The sequence below is a fragment of the Sphingomonas sp. NFR15 genome (assembly GCF_900103265.1).
Classification (GTDB): domain Bacteria; phylum Pseudomonadota; class Alphaproteobacteria; order Sphingomonadales; family Sphingomonadaceae; genus Sphingomonas; species Sphingomonas pollutisoli.
The window spans coordinates 302796-321195 of the sequence record NZ_FMWX01000002.1; the positions used below are offsets into that span (position 1 = coordinate 302796).

Below are 18400 nucleotides of genomic sequence, written 5' to 3' on the forward strand. Positions count from 1 at the left end.
CGGCGCTTCGTCCGGGGTGCGGGCACCCCGGACGTCGCCCCCTTATTCAGAACCGGTAGCGTGCGCCGAACAGGAAGCGCCGCTTGAGTTCCTGCGCGAACCACAGGTTGGTCTCCGATCGACCGTAGGTGCGCAGGCTCGAATTGGTCAGGTTGATGCCTTCGACCGACAGCGCGATATGCTGGTTGAGATCATAGCTGATGTTCGCGTCGAGCTGCCCGTACGGCTTGGTGTAGACAGGGTTCTTGTAGCTGTCGCGGTTGAGCGCCGACAGGAAGCTGTCGCGCCAATTGTAGCTCAGCCGTGCCGAGATGCCGTGCTTGTCGTAGATCAGCGTGGCGTTGGCGGTGTTGCTGAGACCGGTCAGCGCGAACTGGTCGATGCTCGGGTCGCCACCGTTGTTGAAGCCGACGTCGCCCTTCACATAGGTGAAGCTGCCCGACACGCCGAAGCCGGTCTCGCCAAGGAAATATTGCCCGGCGATTTCGAAGCCGTAGATCTCGGCATCCTTGTTGTTGATCGGCTTGGACAGCGTGAAGACGTAATAGGGGTCCGCAGCGTTGCCGTTGAGATCGACCGCCGACAGCACGGTGTTGATGAACGCCTGGTCGACCGACTTCTTTGTGGGATCGTAATGCGCCCCGAACTCGGTCGCCGCCGCTGCCGCACCGTCGCGCTGGATCAGCGCCGCATAGGTGAACAGGTTGACGTCGCTGATGTCCGCGCCGAGATTGGTGAGCGCGGTCTTGGCCTGGCCCGAGATCGTGCCCGCCGCGCCCGAACTCGGATCGCGCACGCTGAACAATGGCGCCTGCGACTGGCCGGTGCCGATGAAGTTATGCACGCGCTTGTCGAAAAAGCCGACCGAGAAATAGGTGTCGGGCTTGAAGTAATATTCGAACGACAGATCGATGTTGTCGGAGATCAGCGGCGCGAGATTGGGGTCGCCGGTCGATGCGGTGGCGACGCCGCCAAGCGCAGTCGGACGGGGTGGCGCGGAGATCGCATAAGACGTGAACAGATTGTCGTAGTTCGGCCGCGCGATCGTACGGCTCGCCGAGAAGCGACCGATCAGGTTTCGCTTCAACTCTATCTGGAAGTCGAATGAGGGCAGGATGTTGTCGTACGATCCGTGACCCGTGAGCGTCGATGGCGAGTTCGAGAGGTTGATCGTGAAGTCGTTATCCGAAACCCAGCTTATCGAGGTCGGCAGGTACTGGATGCCGACCGCCTCTTCCTTGGTATGTTCGTAGCGCGCGCCGGCGACGAGGCTGGTTTCGTGGCCGGCGAGCTGCCCCTTCCACGTAACCTGCGCATAGCCGGAGAAGATCGTTTCCTTGACCGTGTTGTTCTGGCGGGCGGTGAAGCCGACTGTATTACCCTGCCCGCCATAATAGCTGGAGAGCTTGTCATAGAGCGTGATCGGATTGCCGCGGAACGCGATGAGATTAACGCCGGTCGCCTTGGGATCATAGGCGCTGAACTTGCACAGCAGGCAGAACTGCTGGAGCACGCCGGGCGCGACCTGATCGACGTCGCCAGGGTGATCGACGCTCCAGTTGCCGAGCGTCTGCTGGGTCGAGATGAGCTGCTGGTTGGTCTTGGTATCGCGGTACAAGCCGCCGAAATCGAACCGGCTGCCTTCACCGAGATCCCAGCCGAAATCGATCCGCCCTTCCTTCACCGTCTGCCGCTGGCTGGTGGTGTAGGTGCGGCCAATCGATGAGCCGACGTCGCCCGAGTCGAGCACGCCGTTGCCGTTGCCCTTCAGCGCATCGTTGATGACCTCGTCCTGCACCGGGATCGACCCGCTGTAATCGACCGAATGCGCGGTGATGACGTTGGCGCCGAGACCGACGAGAGTGGAACTGGTGCCATTGGGGGCATCCGGCAGCACCGACGACTTGCCGTAATGGCCATCGATCGCGACGGTGAAGTTGCTGGCGGCGTCCCATTTCAGGTTGAGGCCGTAATCCTCGAGCGTGTTCTTCTGGGCGCGATATTGCTGCTCCCAGTCCTCGTCCTTCACGCCGGAAATCGTCTCATGGAGATAGGTGGTCGTGGCGACGGCCGGGTTGTTGTCGAAGGTCACGACGTCGAACGGACGGTTGAACCAGTTCGCTTCGTCGGAACGCACCTCCTTCTGCTTGGTGCGCGCGTACAGCGCGTCGGCGGTGACGGTGAGTGCGTCGGTCGGCTTGAACTGGATGATCGCCTGCCCGTTCAGCCGCTGATATTTGTCATCGGCGAAGTGGTAGCGGCTGTCGTTCGGCACCGAGACGAGATGGTTCGGATCGGTCGGCGCGTTGTTGATCTTGGTCGCCGCGTTGACGAAGCCGTTGGCGGGATCGAGGAAGTCCTTGAACGTCCGGATGTTCCAGTCGTTCGACGTGGCGGACACGGTCGAGAAGTGCCGCTCCTGATAGCTGCCGAACAGCGACACGCCGAAGGTCTGATCGGGATTGGACCAGCTTGCGAGGCCGGTGAATTCGGGCGTGACGACCGAGCCGCAATCGACGCAGTCGCTCGCGCTGGTGTCATAGTTGAGCTTGGCACCCACACTCCCGTTGAAGCCGGCTTCGCGCGAATCGAGCGGGCGGCGGGTCACGACGTTGATCGTCGCGCCGATGCCGCCTGACGGGACGGCGGCGCGGCCGGTCTTGTAGACTTCGAGCGTCTTGACGCCTTCCGACGCGAGGTTGGAGAAGTCGAACGACCGCGTCACGCCGACGGTGCCGTCGGCGCTCTCGTCGCCGCCGACGGTTTGCGCATAGGACGAGGCGAGCGTGCGGCCATTGAGGGTGACGAGGTTGAAGCTCGGCCCGAAGCCACGCACCGTCACCTGCGCACCCTGCCCGTTGACACGGTCGATCGACACGCCGGTGATGCGCTGGAGCGATTCCGCGAGGTTGGTGTCGGGGAACTTGCCGATGTCTTCCGCCGAGATCGCATCGACGATGCCGGTGGAGTTGCGCTTGATCGCGATCGAGCGTTCGAGGCTGGCGCGCACGCCGGTCACGACGATGTCGTCGGCAGCGGCGGTGTCGGGCACGCCGTTGGTGGCGGCGGCGCCGGTCTCACGCGCCGGTGTGGCGGCGGCGGTATCGGCCTGCGGCGTCCCCTGCTGCGCCGAAACGGATGAATCTTGTGCGGCCGCCGCTTGCGGCAGCGCCAGTCCCGTGGCGATCGCGACGACCGAGGCCGACCAGGCGAGTGCCGACGCGTGACTCAGGCTTTTCATAAATCCCCTCTCCCAAGGCGCGGCCCTGCCGGCCGCCTTTCACTTGCGATTCCCCCTGTTCGGGATCGACGCCGCCAGAGCTACTCTATTGTCCGACGTTGTCAACTGCCGATTGTTGCTCGGCTGTGTCCACCGCGCAGGTACGGGTAGCGTCGAAAAACCGGCAGGCGACCCGATGGCGGCGCAAATGCGCGCAATACTCGGACTTTTCCCGCGGCGTATGCGGCCCCGCCGCGATAGTGGGCAAACCGGCGCGGGATGCGAAACGGCGAAGTTGCGCTGCCGCGAAACTGTCAACGTTATCAGCATATCTGGCGTAAGCGAGACATTACCGCTACGTCACGTCCTCAACCAAACAGGACAGCAGCATGAAGCGAACGACGATCGTCGATGTTGGGCGCCTCGCCGGGGTTTCCGCAAAGACCGTCTCGCGCGTGCTCAACGGCGAACCGCACGTCAGCCAGGCCGTCAAGCAGCGCGTTCGCGAGGCGGCCGACGCGCTCGATTATCATCCCAACGTGTTCGCGCAGGCGCTCGTGCGGCGCAAATCGAACATGATCGGGCTGATCTACGAAAACCCCAGCCCCAGCTATGTCGTCGAGCTGCAGCGCGGCGTGCTCGATCGGTTGACGGGCGAACGCTATCAGCTCGTGGTGATCCCGATCCGGTCGGTGCAGGAACACGCCGGCGAGGTCGTCGGGATGCTGCGCTCGGCCGCGCTCGACGGCGTGGTGCTCGCCCCGCCCGCCTCGGATAATCCGATCATCCTCAACCAGTTGAAGGACGCGCGCATCCTGTGCGCGCGGATCGCGCCGACCCGGATGATCGACGCGGCGCCGAGCAACCTGATCGACGACGTCGCCGCCGCGCGCGAGATCGCCGAGCATATCATCGGGCTCGGCCACCGTGAGATCGCCATCATCCGCGGCGATCCCACCCACGCATCGACCGAGGCGCGGATGCTCGGCTACATGCAAGCCTTCTACAAGGCCGGAATCGAGCTGCGGCTCGAGCGGATCGAACCCGGACTGTTCACCTTCGACAGCGGCCTCTCCGCCGCGCGCGACATCTTCGGCCGCGGTGACCGGCCGACCGCGATCCTCGCGCAAAACGACGACATGGCGGTCGGCGCGATGATGGCCGCGCGCGAATTCGGCCTGTCGATACCCGACGATCTCTCGGTCGTCGGCTTCGACGATTCGGAAGTGTCGCGCATCACCTGGCCGCGCCTGACGACGGTGCGGCAGCCGGTGTTCGAAATGGCGATCGCGGCGACCGAGATGCTGATCGCCCAGCTCGAGGACCGCGCCGTCACGGCACGGATCACGCATCCGCACGAACTGCTGATCCGCGAATCCGCCGCCCCGCCCCGATCGCTCGAGTGATGCTTCGCCGGCGCGAAGTCTGGTCCTACGCTGCTGGAGATTTCGGTTTCAACACCGTCTGGCAATCGATCGAACTCTACCTGCTGTTCTATTACGTCCGCCAGCTCGGCATCGCGCCCGAGGTCGCGTCGCTGATTTTCCTGGCCGGCGCGGCGGCGGACTGGCTGATGGACGTGTTCGTCGGCGTCACCGCCGACCGGCTCGCGCCGCGCGTGCGGCTGGGCGCGTGGGTCGCGATCGGAGGCCCGCTATCGGTGCTGATCCTGTGCGCCGCCTTGGTGCCGCCGCCGGTGAACGGCGGCTATGTGCCCTATTATGCGCTCGCCACCTATCTCGCGCTGCGCTGCGCCTATGGCATCGGCAACATCCCTTATGGGGCACTGACGGCGCGGATTTCCGCCGATCCCCAGGATCACCTGCGGCTGACCGGCGCGCGGATGCAGGCTGCCGCGCTCGGCGGTCTCGTCGCGGCGCTGGTCTATGCCGTGCTGCCCGCGGGCGATGCGGGCGGCGGTTTCTCACTCGGGGCGCCGGTCCTCGCGGGGATCGCGGCACCGACCTTCTTCCTCACCGCGTTCGGCACGCGCGAACGGATCAAGCCTGCCGCCGCCGCGCTTCGCTCTGATCGGGCACTCCTGGCGATGTTCGGATTGCTGGCACGGTCATCGGCGTTGCGGCGCCTGATCGCAACGATCCTGGCGGTCGGGCTGGCGGTGTCACTGCTCAACGTTTCGCTGCTGTTCGTGTTCGATCGGCTCGGCGCGCGGCGCTGGGGCTATTATGCCGCGCTGCTGCCGGCATTGTCGCTGCTGGTGACCACACCGCTTTGGACCCATCTCGCCACGCGAATCGGCCAGGGCGCGACGTTGCGCTACGCCGCCATGCTGATGCTGGGCGCGGCGTTGTTTGGATGCTTCGGTGGCGGAGTCGTGATGGCGCTGGTCAGCGTGACCGGTGCGATCGTCGCCGGGCAAGGACTGTCGGTGATGTTCTGGTCGCTGGTTCCCGCGACCGTCAGCGCGTGCGAACAGGACGCGGCGGTCGTCGGCTATGCGGGGCGGGTCTATGCGGCGGCCACGATCGCGCGCAAGCTGGCACAGGCGCTTTCCACCCAAGCGCTTGCACTGGCACTGGTATTTCCGGCCCTACCGAGTCTCGGCGGCATCGCTATCGCGGCGCTGCTCGCGGTGCTGTGCGCGTTTTTCTACCGCCCGATCGAAGAGATGCGGCGTTCGCTTGCCCCTTGACACGGCCATGTCAACGTTGTCAGGAACGTGCCGTCGATAATGGGGATGCCGGTGGCCGCCTGAGCGCCGGCGATGGGAGCGGACATGATCTCGAAAACGGTGCTGGCGGGCCTTGCCTGCGCGACTGCGGCTGCCCTTCCCGCGCAAACCCGCCCCTCCGCCCCCGTAGGCCCCGTGCCGACGATCCACCCGGAAATCTGGCCGAGCGCGACGTGGCCAGTGGCCGCCAAGCCGGCGGACGAGGCGCGCATCGCCGCCTTGCTCAAACGGATGACGCTGGAGGAGAAGGTCGGGCAGATCCTGCAGGCCAACATCACCAACATCACGCCCGACGAAGTGCGGCAATATCATATCGGCTCGGTGCTCAACGGCGGGAACGCCGGACCCGGCGGTGACGATTTCGCGCCGGCGCCTAAGTGGCTCGAACTGGCCGACCAACTCTGGGCGGCCTCGGTCGATACCACAAAGGGCGGCGTCGGCATCCCGATGCTGTGGGGCACCGACGCGGTGCACGGCCACAGCAACATCGTCGGCGCGACGCTGTTCCCGCAGAACATCGGGCTCGGCGCGACGCGTGATCCCGGGCTGATCGAGCGGATCGGCGCCGCCACCGCCGCCGAAATCCGCACCACCGGGCAGGAATGGACCTTCGCGCCGACCATCACCGTGCCGCAGGATTATCGCTGGGGCCGCGCGTACGAGGGCTATTCGTCCGATCCCGATCTGGTCGCGAGCTATGTCCAGCACATGATCCTGGGGTTGCAGGGGCCGCCCGACGGCAGCCGCATCCTTGCCGGGCCGCATGTGCTGGCGAGCACCAAGCATTTCATCGGCGATGGCGGCACCTTCGAAGGCCATGACCAGGGCGACGCCAAGATCAGCGAGACGGTGCTGCGCGACATTCATGGCAAGCCCTATGTTCCGGCGGTCGAAGCCGGTGTCGGCACCGTCATGACGAGCTTCTCGAGCTGGCAGGGCCGCAAGATCGCCGGTGAGAAAGGGTTGGTCACCGGCGTCCTCAAGGACCGCATGCATTTCGGCGGGTTCGTCGTCACCGACTGGAACGCCCACGGCCAGATCGCCGGCTGCACCAACGAAAGCTGCCCGCAGGCGATCAATGCCGGCATCGACATGTATATGGCGCCCGATAGCTGGAAGCCGCTGTATGCCTCGCTGATCGCGCAGGTGAAGGACGGGACGGTGCCGATGGCGCGGCTCGATGACGCGGTGGCGCGAGTGCTGCGGGTCAAGCTGCGGCTCGGGCTGTTCGAGATGGGCAAACCCTCGTCGCGCCCGCTGGCGGGCGACTGGCGCCTGCTGGGCGCCCCAGCGCATCGCGCGATCGCACGCGAGGCGGTCGCCAAGTCGCTGGTGCTGCTCAAGAACACCGGCGTCCTGCCGCTGCGCGCCTCCGCCAGCATCCTGGTCGCGGGAGACGGCGCCGACGATGTCGGCCGGCAATCGGGCGGCTGGACGCTGAGCTGGCAAGGCACGGGGCTGGACGCCAGCATGTTCCCCGGCGCGACCAGCCTGTGGGGCGGCATAAAGGCGGCCGTCGGCGCGGCGGGCGGCCATGCCGAATATGCGCCCGACGGGCGTTTCACGAAGCGTCCCGACGCTGCGATCGTGGTGTTCGGCGAGACGCCCTATGCCGAATTCCAGGGCGATCTGCGCACGCTGCAATTGCGCCCCGAATTGCGCAAGCCGGTGGAGACGATGCGACGGCTGAAGGCCGCGGGCATCCCCGTCGTCGCGGTGATGCTGACCGGGCGCCCCCTGTTCGTCAGCCCCGAATTGAACGCGGCAGACGCCTTCGTGGTGGCGTGGCTGCCGGGCACCGAGGGTGAAGGTGTCGCCGACCGGCTGTTCGGGGCGGGTGGCACGCCGTTCACCGGCAAGCTGCCCGCCGCCTGGCCGCTTACCGCCAAGCCCGGCGGGCCGGTACTCTATCCGTTCGGCTACGGCCTGAGCGGGCGCGAGCCCAAGGTGGCGTGGAAGCCTTTGTCGGAAGACCCCGGCATCGTCGATGACGGTGACACCGGCGTGTATATGGGCGCCGGCGTGGCGACGCCCGGCTGGTCGCTTCAAGTCAGCGACGGCGTGGTCGGCGTGACGCGGATCACGACGGTGCCCGCCCAGGCGCTCGGCGGTCGCATCAAGATCACCGCGATCGACCATGAGGTGCAGGAAGGCGCGCGGCACTTCGCGCTCGCGGGCGGCGGGCCGCAGGTGATCGACCTCCACACCCAGACGCCGGTCGATCTCACCCGCGAGACCAACGGCGACGTGCTGCTGCTGGCGACGATGCGGTTCGACACCGCACCACCCGCCGATCTGACGATCGGCGTCGTCTGCGGCCCGACCTGCACCGCTTCGGTGCCGATCGCGCCGGCCAAGCTGCGTGTCGGCGCATGGCGGACGATCGGCATTCCGCTCAAATGCTTCGCCAGGACCGCTGACATGGCACGGATCGAGACGCCCTTCCAGTTGCGCACCGCGCAACCGTTCGAGACAAGCATCGCGCGCGTCGCGGTCGGCACCGTCGCCGACGACGTGGTGGCGTGCCCGCGCTGACGCGGGTTTGATCCAGATCGCAACAATCCACTGGCCGCACCGTTACGGATGGGCGACAGGGGTCGATTGACGATCAGGAGAGAGATGCGTGAGCGTGGCATTCCGGCGCGAAAGCGACGAGGAGCATAAGGAACCGCGGTTCGAACTGCCGATCCCGCCCGGCCCCAATTTCGTCACCCCGCGCGGGCTGACGCAGATCGCCGCGCGGATCGAGGATTTGCGCGCCGCCGTCGCCGCCGCCACCGACGAAGATGCGCGCGCGCTCGCCGAGCGTGACCTGCGCTATTGGTCGACGCGCGAAACCACCGCCGAACTCGCCCCGCCCGCCAGCGGCGAAGCCGTCGCGATCGGCACGCGCGTGACGTTCAGACTGAACGGGGCGGAACGCGAGATCGAGATCGTCGGCTTCGACGAGAGCGATCCGGCGGCCGGCCGCATCGCGTTCTCCGCTCCGCTCGCCCGCGCGATGATCGGCGCGGAGGAAGGCGAGACGGTGGAGTTCGGCGGGAAGGCGGACGCGATCGAGATTGTGGCGATCACCAGCGTGTGAGTTCGTCCCGTGGGTCTGGGCCGTAGCGGTTCGCCCCCTTCGTGCCTGGTCGACACAAGAAGAACAGCAGGATCAACGGCCCAAGATAGGGAATGAGACCAAGAAGGAGGAACCAGCCCGACATCGCCTGATCGTGAAAACGTCGGACTTGCATCGCGACAAGCGGTATGAGCGTGCCAATAACGAAGGCCACGAGGAGCGCCATCAGCATTTGAAAGGCGAGAACCGGCGTGCCCGTCCCCGCTCCCCATTCGAAACCAACGATCACGGCGAACAGCACATACACCGCTGCCACGACCATCAACTGGCCAAGCTGAAAGCTCCATATTTCCGCCGCGCGCGATCGGCCGGCGAAGTCTGCATAATGTCTGAGCGCGCGCAGGATCAGAGCCATTGCCTGTCCTTCAATTGCTCGGCGCCCGCCGCCGGTAGCTGAGCGCCTCGGCGACGTGCAGCCGCCCTACTCCCGCGCTTCCGGCCAGATCGGCGATGGTGCGCGCGACGCGTAGGACGCGGGTGTAGCCGCGCGCGGACAGCCGCATCGCTTCGGAGGCCTGTGCGAGCAACGTGCGCCCCGCGTCATCCGGCGTGGCGACGGCGTCGAGCAGCACGCCATCGACTTCGGCGTTGGTGCGGATCGCGTGATCGGCGTAGCGCTCCGTTTGCACGGCGCGCGCTGCCGCAACGCGCGCGCGCACCTCCGCCGAGCCTTCGGCCGGCGGCGGCAGGACGAGATCGGCGGCGGAGAGCGCCTGTACCTCGACATGCAGATCGATCCGGTCGAGCAGCGGCCCGGACACCTTGGCCTGATAGTCCGCCGCGCATTTCGGCGCGCGCGCGCAGGCGAGCGCCGCGTCGCCGAGATGGCCGCAGCGGCACGGGTTCATCGCCGCAACCAGTTGCACGCGCGCCGGAAAGGTGACGTGCGCGTTGGCGCGCGCGACGCTGACCGTGCCGGTTTCGAGCGGCTGGCGCAGCGAATCGAGCACCGCGCGCTGGAACTCGGGCAACTCATCGAGGAACAGCACGCCGAGATGCGCGAGGCTGACCTCGCCCGGCTTCACCTTCATCCCGCCGCCGGTAAGCGCCGCCATCGACGCGGAATGGTGGGGCGCGCGGTATGGCCGGGTTCGCGTCAGCCGCCCGCCGGTGAGCGTGCCCGCGACGCTCGCCACCATCGACACCTCCAGCGCCTCGGCGGCGTCGAGCGGTGGCAGGATGCCGGGCAGGCACGACGCCATCAGCGACTTGCCCGCGCCGGGCGGGCCGACCATCAGCAGATTGTGCCCGCCCGCCGCCGCGATTTCGAGCGCGCGCTTGGCGGTCTCCTGCCCCTTCACCTGGCGCAGATCGGGTCCGTGGACCGCGTCGATCGCTTCGCCCGGCGCGGGCGCGGCGATCAGCCCGTGCCCCTTGAAGTGGTTGACGAGCGTAAGGATGTCGGGGGCGGCGAGCACCCCGACAGAACCCGCCCAGGCCGCTTCGGCGCCCTGCGACGCCGGGCAAATCAGCCCCTTCCCCTCCGCCGCGGCGTGCAGCGCGGCGAGCAGCACGCCGGGCGACGGCGCGATCCGTGCGTCGAGCCCGAGTTCGCCGACGACGACGAAATCGCCGAGTTGCTCGGCATCGATCACCCCCATCGCGGCGAGCAGCGCGAGCGCGATCGGCAGATCGAAGTGCGAGCCTTCCTTGGGCAGATCGGCGGGGGACATGTTGACGACGATGCGCTTGGGCGGCAGCGCCAGCCCGATCGAGGCGATCGCACCGCGCACGCGCTCGCGGCTTTCCGCCACCGCCTTGTCGGCGAGGCCGACCACGTTGAACGCGGGCAGCCCGGGGATGAGCTGCACCTGCACCTCGACCGCGCGCGCCTCGAGCCCGAGATACGCCACCGTCGATACGCTCGCGACCATCTGTTAACCCCCCGGTTGGGCAAAGGCTTAGCGGCGGCGTGCTGTTTGGGAAAGCCCGCGTGAGGCCCGTCGCCAAGGTGTCTTGTATTTACAACACACCGCCGCCATCTTCGCGGCAGATGCTGCGCCTTCCGCCATCCCCGCGATTGACTTCGCACCGTCATCCGCTTAAGGGCACGCGCTAAGAGGCCGTCCCTGTGGCGGCCCTTTTCTATTCAGACGATCAGGGAATGACTCATGAAGCGGACCTTTCAGCCGAGCAATCTGGTGCGGGCGCGTCGTCACGGCTTCCGCGCGCGGATGGAGACTCCGGGCGGTCGCAACGTGATTCGCGCGCGCCGGGCGCGCGGTCGCAAGAAGCTGTCGGCGTAATTCACGTTCTGGCGCGCCGCGCGGATTTCCTCGCGGCGAACGCCGGCAAACGCGCGCCGATGCCGGGCTTCGTGCTGCTGGTTCGGCCGCGCGATGATGGCGATCCGGCGATGCGGATCGGCTATACCGTTACCAAGAAGATCGGCAACGCGGTGGTGCGCAACCGGATGAAACGCCGGCTGCGCGCCCTCGCGCGTGATGTGCTGCCCGAATCGGGCGTGCGCGGCGCCGATCACGTGCTGATCGGCCGCGCCGGCGGCGTGGAGCGCGATTTCGCGCAGCTCCGCGGCGAACTGGCCAAGGCGCTGGCGAAGGTGGCGCGGTGAGACCTGCTCTCCGCCGTTCTGCCGCGAAAGCGGGAGCCCAGAGCCGCACCCGCGGCGTTTGCTGCCCTGAACTCCCGCTTTCGCGGGAGAACAGTTCAGGCGAAGATCGATGCTGACCCGCCTCCTCATCCTGCTGGTGCGCGCGTGGCAGATCGGGCCATCGGTCGTGCTGCCCTCCTCCTGTCGCTACCAGCCCTCCTGTTCCGCCTATGCAATCACTGCGCTTCGCCGCTATGGCGCGGTGAAGGGCGGCTGGCTGGCAGCGAAGCGGATCGGGCGGTGCCATCCTTTCGGCGGCTACGGCCCCGATCCGGTGCCATAAGCGCCACGAAACTACGAACGGGATTTCCAGGTGAAAGACGAAGGCAGAAATTTCCTCCTGTTCGCGGTGTTCGCGGCGCTGATCCTGTTCGGCTGGCAGTTCTTCGCCTCCAAATACCTGCCTGCGGCCAACCCGCCCGCAACCAAGATCGAAGCCGGCAAGACCGTCGCGGTCGCCTCCTCGACCGGCCCGGCCGGGCCCGGCGCCGCCTCGCCCGAGAAGGTTCGCGATCGCGCGCAGGTGCTGCGCGAAGCCCCGCGCGTGCGCATCGAGACGCGCAGCCTGCAAGGCTCGATCAACCTCAAGGGCGGCCGCATCGACGATCTGGTGCTGAGCAAGTACAAGGAAACCGTCGCAAAGGATTCGCCGTCGATCCGGCTGTTCTCGCCGTCGGGCACCGAACACGCCTATTTCGCCGGTTTCGGCTGGTCCGGTGACGGCGTGACGACGCCGGGCGCCGACACGGTGTTCACCGCCAGCGCGCCGGTGCTCACCCCTGCGCAGCCGGTCACGCTCGCCTGGACCAATCCGCAGGGCCAGCGCTTCTCGATCCGCATCGCGGTCGACGATCGGTACATGTTCACCGTTCGGCAGACCGTCACCAACCCAACGGGCGCGCCGATCACCGTGCGGCCCTACGGCCTCGTCAGCCGCGCGGGCGTCTCGCCCGATCCCGATACCTGGACCGATCACGTCGGCCCGATCGGCGTGTTCGATCACGGCGCGACCTATGACATCACCTTCGCCAATCTGCAGGGCAAGGAAGCCAGCTTCATCGGCAAGAACCTGCTCGGCAACATCGGCAAGCCCGGCGACAATTATTTCGATTCGACCGGCGGCTGGTTCGGCTTCGGCGACAAATATTGGCTGGCCGCGCTGATCCCCGATTCGGGCGCGCAGATGCACGGCGGCTTCCGCGCGGCGGTCGGCGACAATTTCCAGGCCGATTTCGCGCTCCAGCCCAAGGTCGTGCCGGCCGGCAAGGCGCTGGTGACCACCGCCAAGCTGTTCGCGGGTGCCAAGGAGACCAACACGCTCGACGGCTATGAGGACAAGCTCAACGTCCGCCACTTCGGCAAGGCGATCGACTGGGGCTGGTTCGAGGTCGTCGAGAAGCCGATCTTCAAATATCTCGACTTCCTGTTCCGCGTGATCGGCAATTTCGGAGTGGCGATCATCGCGCTGACGTTGACGATCCGCGGCCTGCTGTTCCCGATCGCGCAGCGCCAGTTCGCCTCAATGGCGAAGATGCGCGCGATCCAGCCCAAGATGAAGGCGCTTCAGGAACGCTACAAGGACGACAAGGTCCGCGCGCAGCAGGAGGTGATGGCGCTCTACAAGTCGGAAGGCGTCAACCCGCTCGCGGGCTGTTTGCCGACCTTCCTCCAGATCCCGATCCTCTACGCGCTCTACAAGGTGCTGCTGCTGACGATCGAAATGCGCCACCAGCCGTTCGTGCTGTGGATTCGCGATCTGTCCGCGCCGGACCCCGCGACGATCCTCAACGCGTTCGGCTATCTGCCGTGGCATCTGCCCCCGATGCTCGCGATCGGCATCGTGCCGGTGCTGCTCGGCATCTCGATGTACTTCCAGTTCAAGCTCAACCCCGCGCCGATGGACGAGGCGCAGAAGCAGGTCTTCGCGATCATGCCGTGGGTGCTGATGTTCGTGATGGCGCCGTTCGCGGTCGGCCTGCAGATCTACTGGATCACCTCGAACACGCTGACCATCCTCCAGCAGCGGCTGCTGTACGCGCGGCACCCCGAATTGAAGGTCGCGGCGGCGAAATGAGCGAGGACGCCGCCTTCGGCCCCGAAGCGATCGAGGCCGCGCGAAAGGCTTTCGCCGGCCCGGTCAGCTTCCTGAAATCCGCGCCCGCGCTGGATTTCATCCCCGACGCGATCGCGCCGGAGGTGGCGTTCGCGGGGCGTTCGAACGTCGGCAAATCGTCGTTGCTCAACGCGCTCGCCGGGCGCAACGCGCTGGCGCGCACCTCGAACACGCCGGGGCGGACGCAGGAGCTCAACTTCTTCGACGTGGGCGATCCGGTCGCGTTCCGGCTGGTCGACATGCCCGGCTACGGCTTCGCCAAGGCGCCCAAGGATGTCGTCAAGAAGTGGCGGTTCCTGGTCAACGATTTCCTGCGCGGGCGCGACGTGCTCAAACGCGCGCTGGTGCTGATCGACGCGCGCCACGGCATCAAGGAGGTCGATCGCGAGATCCTCGACATGCTCGACAAGGCGGCGGTGAGCTACCGGCTCGTCATGACCAAGATCGACAAGATCAAGCCGACCGAACTCGCCGAGGTGATGGCCGCGACCGCGGCCGAAGCCCGCAAGCGCCCGGCCGCGCACCCCGAAATCCTGCCGACCTCGTCCGAGACCGGCCTCGGCATCCCCGAATTGCGCGCGGCGGTGATCGAGGCGATCGGCTGAATAAGCGTTTGCTCCTCCCCCGCCAAGGGGAGGTGGCGCCGCAGGCGACGGAGGGGGAGGACGCGAACTGCCGCGAGCTTCCCGCATCCTCCCCCTCCGTCACGCTATGCGTGACACCTCGCCCTGGCGGGGGAGGATTGGAAGGCGATCGGCTAGACCCCGCCGCCGCCGCCCGCTAAGCCGACCGCATGAAGCTCATCATCGGCAACAAAGCCTATTCCTCGTGGAGCCTGCGCGGCTGGCTCGCCGCCCGGCAATCAGGCCTCGTGTTCGAGGAGGTCGTCGTGCCGCTCTACGATGCCGAATGGGACAAGCGCCGCGAGGGGGACGAGTTCGCGCCGTCCTCGGGCAAGGTGCCGATCCTGTGGGATGGCGACGCGGTGGTTTGGGACAGTCTCGCCATCATCGAATATCTCGCCGAGCAGACCAGCCGCGACCTGTTCTGGCCGGCCGATCCCGCCGCGCGCGCGATGGCGCGATCGATGTCGGCGGAGATGCATTCGAGCTTCACCGCGCTGCGCAAGAAGCATAGCATGAACATCCGCCAGGTCTTCCCGCCCAAGCGGCCCGACGACGATGTGCTCGCCGATCTCGCGCGGATCATGGAACTATGGGCGCAGGCGCGCGCGCGCTTCGGCGGCGACGGCCAGTTCCTGTTCGGCGCGTTCGGCGCGGCCGACATCATGTACGCGCCGGTGGTGACTCGGATCGTCACCTACAGCCTGCCGATCGCGCGCTTCGCGGCGAGCTATATGGACGCGATCATCAACCATCCCTTCATGCAGGACTGGATCGCCGCCGCGCAGGAAGAGGAATGGGTGATCGAGAAGTTCGAACAGCCGGTGGGCTAGCCCACGCCGTTCGTCCCGAGCGAAGTCGAGGGACTGGACCGAAGCGCAAGTGCCTCGACTTCGCTCGGCACGAACGGTTGGGGCTGGGGATTATCGTGCCCGCACCGACGGATATTCCACCCCGTCCTTCGTCGTGTACCGCCCGTCGGCGGTGAACAGCATGTCGATATCCGAATAGCCGCCGCCGAGATCCGGCCCGGCGCCGATCGCGATGAACACGCAGTCGGCGTCGCTGCGGTTGACGAGCACATGCCCGTTGCGCTCGCCGCCGGGAAACGCCGCGCAGTCGCCGGCGCGCATCGGATATTCGCCGGTGTCGTCGATCAGCACCGCCTCGCCGGACAGCATCACGACGAACTCGTCTTCCCCGTCATGCCAGTGGCGCTGCGAGGATTGCGCGCCGGGCTTCAGCACGACGTGGCTCGCGCCCATGTGGGTGAGGCCACCAGCCGGCGCGAGCCGCCGATACCAGCGGCCGGCGACGACATCGGCGAACTGCGCGGGTAACCGGTTCTGTTGGTCTGCGGGATTGTATCGAGATCGAGCTTGGGCAATGTCCGCTCCCCATGACTGACACGCCCCATCTGCCCGATCCGATCGCGCTCACCAAGACCCTGCTCGCCTGCGAGAGCGTCACCCCCGCGCGCGGTGCGGTGTTCGACGTGATCGAGGCCGCACTGCTGCCGCTCGGCTTCACGGTGGCGCGGTTCGTCGAGGGCGACGCACCGGACGGGCCGGTCGAGAATCTGCTCGCCACGCGCGCCGGCACCGGCCCGCATTTCGCGTTCGCCGGGCACCTCGACGTGGTACCGCCCGGCGCCGGCTGGACCGGCGACGCGTTCGTGCCGGAGGAGCGTGGTGGTTTGCTCTACGGGCGCGGCGCGGTAGACATGAAGGGCGCGATCGCCGCGTTCATCGCCGCCATCCCGGTGGCGCCGGACATCCCGCTCACGCTCATCCTCACCGGCGACGAGGAAGGCCCCGCCACCTTTGGCACGCAGGCGCTGATGGCGCGGATGGCGGAGCGCGGCATCAAGCCCGATCTGTGCCTCGTCGGCGAGCCGACCTCGGCGGCGCGGCTCGGCGACACGATCAAGATCGGGCGGCGCGGCTCGGTCAATTTGTGGATCGACGTGCCCGGCCGGCAAGGCCATGTCGCCTATCCGCACCTCGCCGACAATCCGGTTCCCAAGCTGGTCGCGATCCTCGCCGAGATCGACGGCATCGTGCTCGATGAGGGCAACGCCTGGTTCCAGCCCTCGAACATCGAGCCGACCGATATTACCGTCGGCAACCCGGCGACCAACATCATCCCCGGCCATGCCTCGGCGCGGCTGTCGATCCGCTTCAACGACGGCCATCGCGGCGCCGAACTCGTCGAGCGGCTGCGTGCCATCGTCACCCGCCACGCGCCCGAGGCGACGCTGACCGCACGGATTTCGGGCGAGGCGTTCCTGACGCAGCCGGGCGCGTTCTCGACGCTGATCGGGGACGCGATCGAGGGGCGACTGGGCTTGCGGCCCGGACTGTCCACGACGGGCGGCACCTCGGACGCGCGCTTCCTGTCGGCGCTGTGTCCGGTCGTCGAGTTCGGGCTGTGCAATGCGACGATGCACAAGCTCGACGAGGCGGTCGCGGTGGACGACCTCGTCGCGCTGGCGGGGGTTTATGGGGATATCATCGCGCGGGTCGGGGCGATGACGATCTAAACTCCGTTCGTCCTGAGCTTGCGGTGGGGCTGCCCGCCTACCCCAACGTCCGCTTGAACAGCGCCAGCATCTCGCGCCAGCCACGCTCGGCTGCCGCCTCGTTGTAAACGGGGAAATCCGGCTTCATCCAGCCGTGGTGCGCGCCGGGGTAGATCTCGGCCTTGTAGGTCACACCGGCATCGTCGAACGCCTTGGTCAGCCGCTCGGCCATTTCGGGCGGGTAGCTATTGTCCTCGTCGGCGCCCGCCACATAGACTTCGGCCGTGATCTTGGGCGCGAGCCGATGCGGACTGGTCTCGGCATCGGTGGCGAGGTTGCCGCCGTGGAAGCTCACCGCCGCCGCGACCCGATCGGGGAAGGTGCCGGCCGCCGTGATCGCCATGCCGCCGCCCATGCAGAAGCCGACCGTGCCGATCTTCGTGCCCGCGACGTCCGTGCGCGTATCGAGATAGGCCAGGAACGCCTCGGTGTCGGCCGCGGCCTTGTCGTTGCCGGTGGTCGCCATCAGCGGGCCGATGATCTCGCGGAAGCCCTTGGCGAAGACCTCCTCGGGGTCGAACGGATCGTAGGGGCCGTAGCGATAGAGCAGATCGGGCACGAGCACGACATAGCCGTTAGCGGCGAGCCGCCGCGCCATTTCGACGACCGTAGGGCGCATCCCCAACGCGTCCATGTAGAAGATCACCGCCGGCCATGTGCCCTCACCCGCAGGCGTCAGCACGTGCGCCGGACAGGTACCGTCACGCGTCTGGATCGTGATCTGTTCGTCGCTCATCGAGATACCTCTCACCCAAATCGAATCGTTCCATCGCGCATCTGCCGGATTCCGGCGGGTGCCACCAGCATCCGCGCGATGAGATCAGCATATCACGCCAGCGTTTCGACCGGCGCGTCGGCGAAATCCTCCGCCAGTACCGTCTCGATCTGGCGCGCGATGCCGCGCGTCAGCGCGGCCGGCACGACCACCTCGAAGCCGCGATCGACCAGCCCCGCTACCGCCCAGCGTACGCAATAATCGGCGGCGACGCCGATCACCGTGACACGCCGCACGCCCGCATCCTTGAGCCGATCAAAGAAGCTGTCGCGCGGCACCGGCGGCATCGCGTCGCCGCGCGCATCCTCGATCAGCAAGCCGTCCTCGGCCCACATATCGAACACCCCCTTCTCGATCCGCCACGCCGGGATCGCGCGATCGACCAGCGCGGAATCGAGCATGTTGACCCAACCCGGCGTGCCCTTGATGCAATGCGCGGGGAATTCGCGCGCCTCTTCGGAGGCCGCGTAGATATCGGGCACGTGCGTGTCGAAGGTGAACAACACCCCGGCGTTGCGTTCGGATTCCAGCCCGGACAGCCACGCGCGCATCGGCGCGACCAGGGCGTCGGCGCCTGCGACGCTCAGCGCGCCATCGGTGGCCATGAAATCATACTGCGTATCAACGACGATCACGAAATCCTGCATCGGTCGATCTCCTT

At 66.9% G+C, this 18400-nt stretch carries 16 protein-coding genes and 1 pseudogene; 11 read left to right on the top strand and 6 right to left on the bottom strand.

All coding sequences use genetic code 11. The features are described from left to right. Positions 1–46 precede the first annotated feature (46 nt). Positions 47–3241 carry a TonB-dependent receptor gene (locus BLS81_RS06835; RefSeq protein ID WP_093222505.1) on the bottom strand — a complete coding sequence of 1065 codons (3195 nt, stop codon included), beginning with the start codon at positions 3239–3241 and terminating at the stop codon, positions 47–49. A gap of 368 nt (positions 3242–3609) precedes the next feature. On the opposite strand from BLS81_RS06835, the gene BLS81_RS06840 reads away from it, so the two are divergent. The 4 genes from BLS81_RS06840 to BLS81_RS06855 all read left to right on the top strand — a co-directional run bounded on the left by BLS81_RS06840 (position 3610) and on the right by BLS81_RS06855 (position 8997). Continuing rightward, positions 3610–4626 carry a LacI family DNA-binding transcriptional regulator gene (locus BLS81_RS06840; RefSeq protein ID WP_093222507.1) on the top strand — a complete coding sequence of 339 codons (1017 nt, stop codon included), beginning with the start codon at positions 3610–3612 and terminating at the stop codon, positions 4624–4626. Then, the gene (locus BLS81_RS06845; RefSeq protein WP_093222510.1) at positions 4626–5873 is read left to right on the top strand and encodes an MFS transporter; all 1248 of its coding nucleotides are present in this window, start codon (positions 4626–4628) and stop codon (positions 5871–5873) included. The genes BLS81_RS06840 and BLS81_RS06845 overlap by 1 nt, the downstream gene beginning before the upstream one ends. A gap of 84 nt (positions 5874–5957) precedes the next feature. After that, positions 5958–8447 carry a glycoside hydrolase family 3 protein gene (locus BLS81_RS06850; RefSeq protein ID WP_093222512.1) on the top strand — a complete coding sequence of 830 codons (2490 nt, stop codon included), beginning with the start codon at positions 5958–5960 and terminating at the stop codon, positions 8445–8447. A gap of 88 nt (positions 8448–8535) precedes the next feature. Continuing rightward, positions 8536–8997 (top strand): GreA/GreB family elongation factor, encoded by a 462-nt coding sequence (locus BLS81_RS06855; protein ID WP_093222515.1) that lies wholly within the window; start codon positions 8536–8538, stop codon positions 8995–8997. Here BLS81_RS06855 and BLS81_RS06860 read toward each other — a convergent pair. After that, positions 8984–9391: a DUF805 domain-containing protein gene (locus tag BLS81_RS06860; RefSeq protein ID WP_093222518.1), complete on the bottom strand. Its 408-nt coding sequence runs from the start codon at positions 9389–9391 to the stop codon at positions 8984–8986. The genes BLS81_RS06855 and BLS81_RS06860 overlap by 14 nt on opposite strands. Before the next feature lie 10 nt (positions 9392–9401). Then, positions 9402–10910, bottom strand: a complete 1509-nt coding sequence (locus BLS81_RS06865; RefSeq protein WP_093222521.1) for a YifB family Mg chelatase-like AAA ATPase — start codon at positions 10908–10910, stop codon at positions 9402–9404. A gap of 237 nt (positions 10911–11147) precedes the next feature. Between BLS81_RS06865 and rpmH the strand changes: the two genes are divergently transcribed. The 6 genes from rpmH (at position 11148) to BLS81_RS06895 (ending at position 15216) form a co-directional block, all read left to right on the top strand. Beyond that, on the top strand, positions 11148–11282 hold the full coding sequence (gene rpmH / locus BLS81_RS06870) for a 50S ribosomal protein L34 (protein ID WP_083224946.1): 135 nt from the start codon (positions 11148–11150) through the stop codon (positions 11280–11282). Positions 11283–11290: 8 nt separating this feature from the next. After that, positions 11291–11608: a ribonuclease P protein component gene (rnpA, locus tag BLS81_RS06875; protein WP_093222957.1), complete on the top strand. Its 318-nt coding sequence runs from the start codon at positions 11291–11293 to the stop codon at positions 11606–11608. Between the two features lie 109 nt (positions 11609–11717). Further along, the gene (yidD, locus tag BLS81_RS06880) at positions 11718–11930 is read left to right on the top strand and encodes a membrane protein insertion efficiency factor YidD (RefSeq protein ID WP_093222524.1); all 213 of its coding nucleotides are present in this window, start codon (positions 11718–11720) and stop codon (positions 11928–11930) included. A 30-nt stretch (positions 11931–11960) separates the two neighbouring features. After that, complete coding sequence (yidC, locus tag BLS81_RS06885) at positions 11961–13721, top strand: membrane protein insertase YidC (RefSeq protein ID WP_093222526.1); 1761 nt, start codon at positions 11961–11963, stop codon at positions 13719–13721. Next, on the top strand, positions 13718–14365 hold the full coding sequence (gene yihA / locus BLS81_RS06890; protein ID WP_093222529.1) for a ribosome biogenesis GTP-binding protein YihA/YsxC: 648 nt from the start codon (positions 13718–13720) through the stop codon (positions 14363–14365). Before yidC ends, yihA begins: the two co-directional genes overlap by 4 nt. Before the next feature lie 188 nt (positions 14366–14553). After that, positions 14554–15216 (top strand): glutathione S-transferase family protein, encoded by a 663-nt coding sequence (locus tag BLS81_RS06895; RefSeq protein WP_093222532.1) that lies wholly within the window; start codon positions 14554–14556, stop codon positions 15214–15216. Positions 15217–15306: 90 nt separating this feature from the next. Here the strand turns inward: BLS81_RS06895 and BLS81_RS06900 are convergent. Further along, positions 15307–15770 (bottom strand): annotated as a pseudogene (locus tag BLS81_RS06900) (cupin domain-containing protein). 12 nt (positions 15771–15782) lie between these two features. On the opposite strand from BLS81_RS06900, the gene dapE reads away from it, so the two are divergent. Beyond that, positions 15783–16925: a succinyl-diaminopimelate desuccinylase gene (gene dapE / locus BLS81_RS06905; RefSeq protein ID WP_093222958.1), complete on the top strand. Its 1143-nt coding sequence runs from the start codon at positions 15783–15785 to the stop codon at positions 16923–16925. Between the two features lie 37 nt (positions 16926–16962). Here the strand turns inward: dapE and BLS81_RS06910 are convergent, their stop codons facing one another. Together BLS81_RS06910 and BLS81_RS06915 are read right to left on the bottom strand one after the other, a co-directional pair. Then, a complete protein-coding gene (locus BLS81_RS06910) occupies positions 16963–17700 on the bottom strand; it encodes a dienelactone hydrolase family protein (protein ID WP_093222534.1) in 738 nt (245 codons plus the stop codon). 92 nt (positions 17701–17792) lie between these two features. After that, positions 17793–18386: a cysteine hydrolase family protein gene (locus tag BLS81_RS06915; protein ID WP_093222537.1), complete on the bottom strand. Its 594-nt coding sequence runs from the start codon at positions 18384–18386 to the stop codon at positions 17793–17795. Between the last annotated feature and the right edge of the window lie 14 nt (positions 18387–18400).